Source organism: Halomonas sp. BM-2019, assembly GCF_017584085.1.
The window spans coordinates 559,546-567,586 of sequence record NZ_CP071922.1 but is presented as its reverse complement, the minus strand read 5'-3'; the positions used below and the strand labels follow the sequence as shown (position 1 = coordinate 567,586).

8 protein-coding genes and 1 pseudogene are annotated in these 8,041 nt (G+C 71.3%); 7 read left to right on the top strand and 2 right to left on the bottom strand.

What is annotated here, in order from left to right:
* Both J5F18_RS02890 and thiE read left to right on the top strand, forming a co-directional pair.
* A partial coding sequence (locus J5F18_RS02890; RefSeq protein WP_346300847.1) for a hydroxyethylthiazole kinase occupies positions 1–355 on the top strand: 355 nt, incomplete at its 5' end.
* A pseudogene (gene thiE / locus J5F18_RS02885) lies at positions 345–960 on the top strand (thiamine phosphate synthase). The gene J5F18_RS02890 and the pseudogene thiE, both read left to right, overlap by 11 nt.
* Before the next feature lie 95 nt (positions 961–1,055).
* Here the strand turns inward: thiE and mntR are convergent.
* Positions 1,056–1,508: a manganese-binding transcriptional regulator MntR gene (gene mntR, locus J5F18_RS02880; RefSeq protein WP_346300846.1), complete on the bottom strand. Its 453-nt coding sequence runs from the start codon at positions 1,506–1,508 to the stop codon at positions 1,056–1,058.
* A gap of 195 nt (positions 1,509–1,703) precedes the next feature.
* Here mntR and J5F18_RS02875 point away from each other — a divergent pair, with 195 nt between their 5' ends.
* Genes J5F18_RS02875 through J5F18_RS02865 form a run of 3 tightly spaced genes read left to right on the top strand, consistent with a single transcriptional unit; the run spans position 1,704 to position 4,333 of the window.
* Positions 1,704–2,630, top strand: coding sequence for a zinc ABC transporter substrate-binding protein (locus J5F18_RS02875; RefSeq protein WP_346300845.1), 927 nt, complete (start codon positions 1,704–1,706; stop codon positions 2,628–2,630).
* Complete coding sequence (locus tag J5F18_RS02870; RefSeq protein ID WP_346300844.1) at positions 2,611–3,411, top strand: metal ABC transporter ATP-binding protein; 801 nt, start codon at positions 2,611–2,613, stop codon at positions 3,409–3,411. The genes J5F18_RS02875 and J5F18_RS02870 overlap by 20 nt, the downstream gene beginning before the upstream one ends.
* A complete protein-coding gene (locus tag J5F18_RS02865) occupies positions 3,398–4,333 on the top strand; it encodes a metal ABC transporter permease (protein ID WP_346300843.1) in 936 nt (311 codons plus the stop codon). Before J5F18_RS02870 ends, J5F18_RS02865 begins: the two co-directional genes overlap by 14 nt.
* On the opposite strand, the gene J5F18_RS02860 is transcribed toward J5F18_RS02865, so the two are convergent.
* Positions 4,328–5,203 carry a DMT family transporter gene (locus tag J5F18_RS02860; protein WP_346300842.1) on the bottom strand — a complete coding sequence of 292 codons (876 nt, stop codon included), beginning with the start codon at positions 5,201–5,203 and terminating at the stop codon, positions 4,328–4,330. The two genes, J5F18_RS02865 and J5F18_RS02860, sit on opposite strands and share 6 nt — an antisense overlap.
* A 207-nt stretch (positions 5,204–5,410) precedes the next feature.
* Between J5F18_RS02860 and J5F18_RS02855 the strand changes: the two genes are divergently transcribed.
* Complete coding sequence (locus J5F18_RS02855) at positions 5,411–6,961, top strand: ABC transporter substrate-binding protein (protein ID WP_346300841.1); 1,551 nt, start codon at positions 5,411–5,413, stop codon at positions 6,959–6,961.
* Positions 6,958–7,932: an ABC transporter permease gene (locus tag J5F18_RS02850; protein ID WP_346300840.1), complete on the top strand. Its 975-nt coding sequence runs from the start codon at positions 6,958–6,960 to the stop codon at positions 7,930–7,932. The genes J5F18_RS02855 and J5F18_RS02850 overlap by 4 nt, the downstream gene beginning before the upstream one ends.
* The last annotated feature ends 109 nt before the right edge of the window (positions 7,933–8,041 follow it).

Genomic DNA, 8,041 nt, shown 5'->3' with positions numbered 1-8,041 from the left:
CGCCGTTCGCCTGGCCCGCCGCCTCGGCGGCGTGGTGGCGGTGACCGGCGAGGTGGATCTCGTCACCGACGGCCGCCGGTCGGCCAGCGTTGCCGGCGGCCACCCGCTGATGCCGAAGGTGACTACCCTGGGTTGCTCGCTCACCGGGGTGGTGGCCGCCTTCCTGGTCGGCGCCGAGGATCCCTTCGACGCCAGCGTGGCGGCCCTGGCCTGCTACGCCGCGGCCGGGGCGCTTGCCGGCGAGACCGCTCGGGGCCCGGGCAGCTTCGCGGTGGACTTCCTCGACGCCCTGCATGCCCTGGATGGCGAGACCCTGAGAGGCCGCCTGCGACTGGAGATAACCGATGAGACTTGATCTATCCCTGTACCTGGTCACCGACCCCGGCCTGTGCGCCGAGCGCGGACTGGTGGAGACGGTGGTCGCCGCGGTGCGCGGCGGTAACGGTGGTACAGCTGCGTGACAAGCACGCCTCCGATGGCGAGATGATCGACCAGGCGCGGCGGCTCAAGGCGGCGCTGGCCGGCAGCGGCGTGCCGCTGATCATCAACGACCGCCTGGCGGTGGCCCTCGAGAGCGGCGCCGACGGCCTGCATATCGGCCAGGACGACGGCGAGGTGGCCGCCGCCCGAGCCGAACTGGGCGACCAGGCGCTGCTGGGCCTCTCGGTACAGACCCTGGAGCAGCTCGCCCGGCTCGATGCCGAGCGCCTCGACTACCTGGGGCTGGGGCCGGTGTTCGCCACCCCCAGCAAGCACGACCACGCCGAGCCCCTGGGCTTTACCGGCCTGGCCTCACTGGTGGCGGCGAGCCCTCTGCCGGCGGTGGCCATCGGCGGGCTCAAGGCCGAGCACGCCGCATCGGTGCGCCAGGCCGGCGCCCGGGGCCTGGCGGTGATCTCGGCGATCTGCGGCCGGCCCGATCCGGAGGCCGCGGCACGGGCGTTTGGCCACGACCGCTAGGCCCCCCCCCGGCGAGACCCCTACGGGGATGAAAGACGGCGGGAGGAAATAGAATGGTCTTCGCAGACTGGCGTGACATTGCCCAGCGGGACGCGTCAGATATCGCCCTGCTGCTGGGTGAAGCGCTGCATGACCTCCAGGGTCTCCTGGCTGACGTGATGCTCCATGCCTTCCGCGTCGATCCTGGCCGTGCTGTCGCTGACGCCCAGCGCGCGCAGGAACTGCAGGACGATGGCGTGACGCCGACGGGCCATCTCGGCCATGGCCTCGCCGCTCTCGGTCAGGAACAGCGAGCGATAGGGCTGGCTCGATACCAGGCCGAGCGACTTGAGCCGGGCCACCGTCTTCGACACCGTGGCCTGGCTGACTCCCATGCGCGCCGCGACGTCGGCCGAGCGCGCCTCCCCCTGGTGCTTGAGCAGGTCACCGATCAGTTCGACATAGTCTTCCAGCAGCTCGGTTTCATGGGCATTGCGCACGGCCGCATACTGCCTAGCGTGCTGATCGCTGGGCGGAAGCGCATCGGACTTGTTCAGGCTATAGGGCATCACAGGGTCGGCATGGGGGACTGTCGGGCCAATATAGCCAATGCCCGCTTCAATCGACAACATCGCCTCGATAGAAATTTCCTACTACCCTACAAGTTAACCTTGGCTAAGATATTCACGATAGGGTTATCCTTGCGGCCCCGGCGACCGCCCAGCGCGTCGCTACCACCTCCACCCAAGAAGGAAAGGAACTCGATGCTGCCCCTGCTGCGCTCCCTGCCCTTTGTCGCCGCCCTCCTGCTGGCGCTTCCCGCTACCGCCCAGGCCGATCAGCCGCCGCTGAGGGTCGCGGTCACCTTCTCGGTGATCGGCGATCTCGCCCGGCAGGTCGCCGGTGACGACGCTCGGATCGAGGTGCTGACCCCGGTCGGGGCCGAGGTGCACGAATGGGAGCTGGTACCGAGCAACTTCATCACGCTGGAACGCGCCGACGTGGTGCTCTACAACGGCTATGGCCTCGAGCAGTGGCTCGGCCAGGTGCGTGCCACCGTGCGCGACGGGGTCCCGCTGATCGCCCTGGCCGAGGAGAGCGGCTACGCCACCCAACCCATCGTGACCGGCGACTACGCCGGTGAGGCCGACCCCCATCTGTGGATGGACCCGCGCGCCGCGGCCGAGTATGCGCGGGTCATCGCCGAGGCGCTCGGCGAGGCCCGCCCCGAGGCGGCTGACGCCTTCGCGGAACGCGGCGAGGCGCTCGGCCAGTCGCTGCACGAGCTGCACGCCGAGCTGCAGGAGTCCCTGGCCGCCATCCCCGACGACCGACGCCTGCTGATCACCAGCGAGGCCGCCTTCCTCTACTTCGCCGAGGCCTTCGGGTTCGAGCACGACGGCATCTGGGGCACCAATGCCGAGGAGGAGGGCACGCCGCGCCAGATCATGCGCATCGTGGATCTCATCGAGGAGCGCCGCCCCGCGGCCATCTTCTGGGAGAGCACCATTTCCGATCGGCACGTGCGCAGCGTGGCCGAGGAGACCGAGGTGGCAATCGCCGGGCCGCTGTTCGTCGATTCCCTCAGCGAGGCGGACGGCGAGGCCCCCGACTACATCAGCCTGCTGCGCCACAACGCCCGCCTGCTCACCGAGACCCTGGGAGGCGCCGATGGCGAGTCCAACCCCTGACACCACGCCGGCCCTCGAGGTCCGGGGGCTCTATGCCGCCTACCGCCAGGAGCCGGTACTCGAGGAGATCTCGCTGTCGCTGCCCCAGGGCCAGTGGACCGCCATCGTGGGGCCCAACGGCGGCGGCAAGTCCAGCCTGCTGAACGTGGTGGTCGGTACCCTCTCGCCCCTGCGCGGTGAGCTCAGGATCCTCGGCCGGTCCCCGCGGGCCCAGCGCCGGGCCGGCAGCATCGCCTACATGGCGCAGCAGGATCGCATGGAGTGGGACTTCCCCATCTCGGTCCGCGACACGGTGATGACCGGGCGTTTCGGCCTGATGCGCCAGGACCCGCTGTGGCAGCGCCTGCTCCCCAAGCGCTGGGCCAATCCCGTCCACCGCCATGCGGTCGAGGAGGCCCTGGATGCCGTCGACATGACCGAGATGGCCGCTCGGCCCATCGGCGAGCTGTCGGGGGGACAGAAGAAGCGCGTGATGCTGGCCCGCGCCCTGGCCCAGCAGGCCCCCATCCTGCTCCTCGACGAGCCCCTGGCCGGCGTCGACCCGCCCAGCGAGGCGCTGATCATGGCCACCCTCGAGCGTCAGCGCCGGGCCGGTCGCACCATCATCATGGTGACCCACGACCTGCCGGGGGCGCGCCGCCATGCCGACCAGGCGCTGCTGATCAACCGCCGGGTGATCGGCATGGGCGCACCGGAGACGATGCTCAGCGACAGCATGCTGGCACGACTCGCCGTGGGCGCCCCGCGGCTGCCCGCAGGAGGGATGAGTGTTGCCGCTTGAGACCCTGACCACCGGGGTGATCGACACCCTGACCGCGGCGCTGATGCTGGTGGTGGGCCTGCTGCCCGAGAGCCTGGCCGCGCCCTTCGAGTACCGCTTCATGCAGCGCGCGCTGCTGACCTCGGTGCTGGTGGGCGCGACCTGCGGGCTGCTCTCCTGCTTCGTGGTGCTCAAGCGCTGGTCGCTGCTGGGCGATGCCATCTCCCATGCGGTGCTGCCCGGTGTAGCGATCGCCTACCTGCTGGGCTGGCCGTTCTTCGTCGGCGCCTTCGTGACCGGCGCCCTGACCTCGCTGGGCATCGGCGCCATCGAGCGCCATACCCGCATCAAGTCCGATGCGGCCATGGGGCTGATGTTCACCGCCGCCTTTGCCCTGGGTATCGTGATCATCAGCAAGATCACCACCAGCACGCATCTCATGCATATCCTGTTCGGCAACGTGCTGGGCGTGCAGGCCTCGGCGCTGATGCTGACCCTGCTGGCCAGCCTGGTGGCGGCACTGACGATCTGGCTGGCCTATCGCCCGCTGCTGCTCTATACCTTCGACCCCCAGCAGGCCCAGGCGCTGGGCTTTCCCGTCAGCGCCATCCACTACGGCCTGATCATGCTGCTGACGCTGACCATCGTGGCCAGCCTGGAAACCGTCGGCATCATCCTCGTGGTGGCGATGCTGGTCACCCCGGGCGCCACCGCCCACCTGCTGACCGACCGCTTCACGACCATGCTGGCGCTCTCGGTGGGCGTCGGCGTGTTCTCCGCGGTCGCCGGCCTGGTGCTGTCGGTGAGGCTGGACGTCGCCTCGGGGGGCGCCATCGTGCTGGTAGCCTCGGGGCTCTTCCTGCTGGCCCTGCTGCTCGCGCCCCGCCACGGGCTGATCGCGCGGCGCTGGCGGCGCTGGCGCTTCAACCGCCCGGTCTCATGAGGTCGGGCGGCGCTTGAGGGTCGTGCGCCCTTCCCGATAGGCGATGGCCAGGCCACTGCCGATGATCAGCACGCTGCCCAGGAAGACCCAGGGATCGGGCATCTCGCCCCAGAACCACCAGCCCAGCAGCACCGCCCAGAGCATGGCGGTGTAGTCGAAGGGCGCGGCGATGACGGCCGGGGCATGGCGGAAGGCCAGGGTGATGAAGGCCGTGGCACCGACGCCGAACACGCCCGCTCCCAGAAACCCCACCCAGTGCCAGGGCAGCGGCGCCTGCCACACCCAGGGCAGCGCCAGGCCGGTGATCACGAAGGGCACCAGGGTCATGTAGAAGACCATGGCCCAGAGATGCTCACGCCCACCCCAGCGCCGCGCGGTGATCATCATCAGGGCGTAGAAGAGCGCCGCCCCCACCAGCACCAGAGAGCCCGGATGGAAGGCCTCGCCGCCCGGGCGTACCACGATCAGCACCCCCAGGAAGCCGACCAGGGAAGCCGCCAGCACCGGCCCCTCGATGCGCTCGCCGAGCAGGGGCAGCGCCAGCAGGGTGACGAAGAGCGGCGCCACGAAGGCGATGGCGGTGGCCTCGGCCAGCGGCAGCAGGGTCAGGCCCAGCACGAAGCAGACCATGGTGCCGGTATAGATGAGCCCGCGCAGCAGGTGCACGCCGGGGCGCCGGGTCCGCAGTTTGCGCAGTCCCCCGCCGAAATGGGCCAGCAGTGCGATCAGCGGCAGCGACACCAGGGTGCGGAAGAAGATGATCTGCAGCGGCGAGTGCGTCTCGCCGAGCCACTTGGCGATGGCGTCCCCCAGGGCCAGGCAGAGCACCCCCAGGCACATGAAGCCGATCCCCTTGAACGACGCTGACATGCCCTGCCTCCCTGCGATGCCATCGGTGACCCAAAAACACCACCCCGCCGGCCCAGAGGGCGGCGGGGTGGTGGCTGTCATCCGAGGCTAGCGGTTATGCCGCGGGGCGGCAAGGACGGGCCTTGGCCGCACGCCACCTTGCCCGCAGCCCACCATGTTATGTTATAAAGTTTCATCTTCCTGCGACTTAACCATACAGGCACCTCGATGCGACACTTCTTACCCCTTGCGGCCGGCTTGGGGCTGGCCCTGTTCACGACTCCCGCACTCTCCCATGAGCGCCCGCTGGCCGTGGTCGCCCCCTGGGAGATCACCGGCAGCGATCCCTCCACCTCCGGCTATGTGTTCGCCCGCATGGGCATCGCCGAGACCCTGGTCGACGTCGACGCGACCAGCCAGCCGGCCCCCGGGCTGGCCGAGGCGTGGCGGGTCGGCGACGACGGCCTGAGCTGGCACTTCCGGCTCCGCGACGGCGTGACCTTCCACGACGGCACGCCACTCACCGCCGAGGCCGCCGCGGCGAGCCTCGACCACGCCTGGCGCAAGCCGGGGATGCTCGATTCGGCCCCCATCGTCGCCATCGCGGCCGAGGGGGACGAGGTGGTGATCCGCCTGGAGGAGCCCTTCGCCCCGCTGCCCGCCCTGCTCGCCCACTCCACCACCCTGATCCTGGCGCCCGCCGCCTACGGCGAGAACGGCGAGGTGCGCCAGGTGATCGCCACCGGCCCCTACCGGCTCGAGACGCTCTCGCCCCCGCAGCGCCTGACCGCCCAGCGCTTCGCCGACTACTGGGGAGAGGCCCCGGCCATCGCGGCGGCCAGCTACCTGGCCGTGGGCCGCGGCGAAACCCGTGCGCTGATGGCCGAGAGCGGCGATGCCGACATCGTCTTCACCCTCGACCCGGCGAGCCGCGCCCGGCTGGCCCGCCACGACCGCCTCGCCCTGCACGCCGAGCCGCTGCCGCGCACCATCGTGCTCAAGGTCAACGCCGGCCACCCCTTCCTCGAGCAGCAGGAGGCCCGTCGGGCGCTGAGCCAGGCCATCGACCGCGCCGGCATCGCCGCGGGGCTGCTGCGCGACCCCGAGGCGGCCGCCCCGGAGCTCTTCCCGGCGAGCCTGGGGCCCTGGCACCTGGGGTTGACCACCCATGGGGGCCTCGACGCCGGAGAGGCCCGGGATCTCGAGGCGGCCCGCGAGCGGCTCGCCGGACTGGGCTGGGCGGCCAACGGCCAGGGCGTGCTGGAGCGTGACGGCGAGCCCTTCCGCCTGACCCTGCGCACCTTCTCCGACCGCCCCGAGCTGCCGCTGGTGGCCACCGCCCTGCAGGACCAGTGGCGCGAGCTGGGCGTGGCACTCGAGGTGGCGGTGGGCAACGCCAGCGAGATTCCCTCCGGCCATCGCGACGGCAGCCTGGAGCTGGGCCTGGCGGCGCGCAACTACGGCCTGGTGCCCGATCCGCTGGGCACCCTGCTGGACGACTTCGGCAGCGATCCGGCCGCCATGGGCGGCGACTGGGGCGCCATGGGCTGGACGGACGCCGAGCTGGCCGGCTGGCTCGCCACCCTGCGCCACGACGCCGCCCCCGAGACCCGCGACGCCCTGGCCGCCCAAGTGGCCAGGCGCCTCAACGAGGCAATGCCGGTCATCCCGGTGGCCTGGTACCAGCAGACCGCGGCGGTGAACGCCGCGCTCGAGGGCTTCTCCATCGATCCGCTGGAGCGCAGCTACCGCCTGGAGGAACTGAGGTGGGCCGAGTGAACACGACGACGCTCGCGCCGCCCCGTGGCTGGCGCACCGGGCTCGGCGGCCTGCTGCTGCCGCGGCTGTTCCAGGCCGGCCTGGTGGCTTGGCTGGTGGGCACCCTGACCTTCGTGCTGACCCGCACCCTGCCCGGCGACATGGCCTACCGCATCGCCGCCGGCCGCTACGGCCACGACATGGTCAACACCGCCGCCGCCGAGGCGGTGCGCGCCGCGCTGGCCCAGCCGGCGCTCTCCGCCTATTTCGGCTGGCTCCGGGACCTGGTGCAGTTCGACCTGGGCCGCTCCCTGGTCAGCGGCGAGCCGGTGCTGGCCGAGCTGTGGCACCAGCTCGGCCACTCCCTGGGGCTGGCGGCGCTGGCGGTGCTGCTCTCGCTGCTGCTGGGGCCGCCCCTGGGGCTGGCCGCTGGCCTCAGGCCCGGTGGCTGGCTGGACCGTGCCAGCGAGGTCGCCGCCAGTGTGCTGCGGGCGCTGCCGCCCTTCGCCCTGGGCCTGCTGCTGATCCTGCTCTTCTCGGTGGGCCTGGGCTGGCTGCCCGCCGCCGGCCATGGCCGCGCGGCCCATTTCGTGCTGCCGGCCCTGACCCTGGCCCTGGCGCTGGCCGCGGTCTCCAGCCGGGTGGCGCGCAACGCCATGGCCGACGTCGCCGGCTCCGCCTACTATGGCTTCTCGCGCACCAAGGGGCTCGGCGAGCGGCTGAGCTTCCGCCGCCACGGCCTGCGCAACGCCGCGGTGCCCATCGTCGCCTACCTGGGGGTGCAGTTCGTCTACCTGATCGAGGGCGTGGTGGTGGTGGAGACCCTGTTCGCCTGGCCCGGCATCGGCCACGCCCTGGTGCACGCCATCGTCGCCCGGGACGTGCCGATGATCCAGGGCACCGCCCTGGTCATGGGCCTGATGTTCGTGGCCCTCAACACCCTGGTGGACCTGATCTGCCACTGGCTCGACCCGAGGAGGCAGACCCCATGACCGCCCTGACCGCGACCCGCCCGGGCCGCTCTACGTGGCGCGCCCTGAGCCCCCGCCAGCGCCTGGGCGGGAGCCTGCTCGCCCTGCTGCTGGCCTTCGCCTGGCTGGT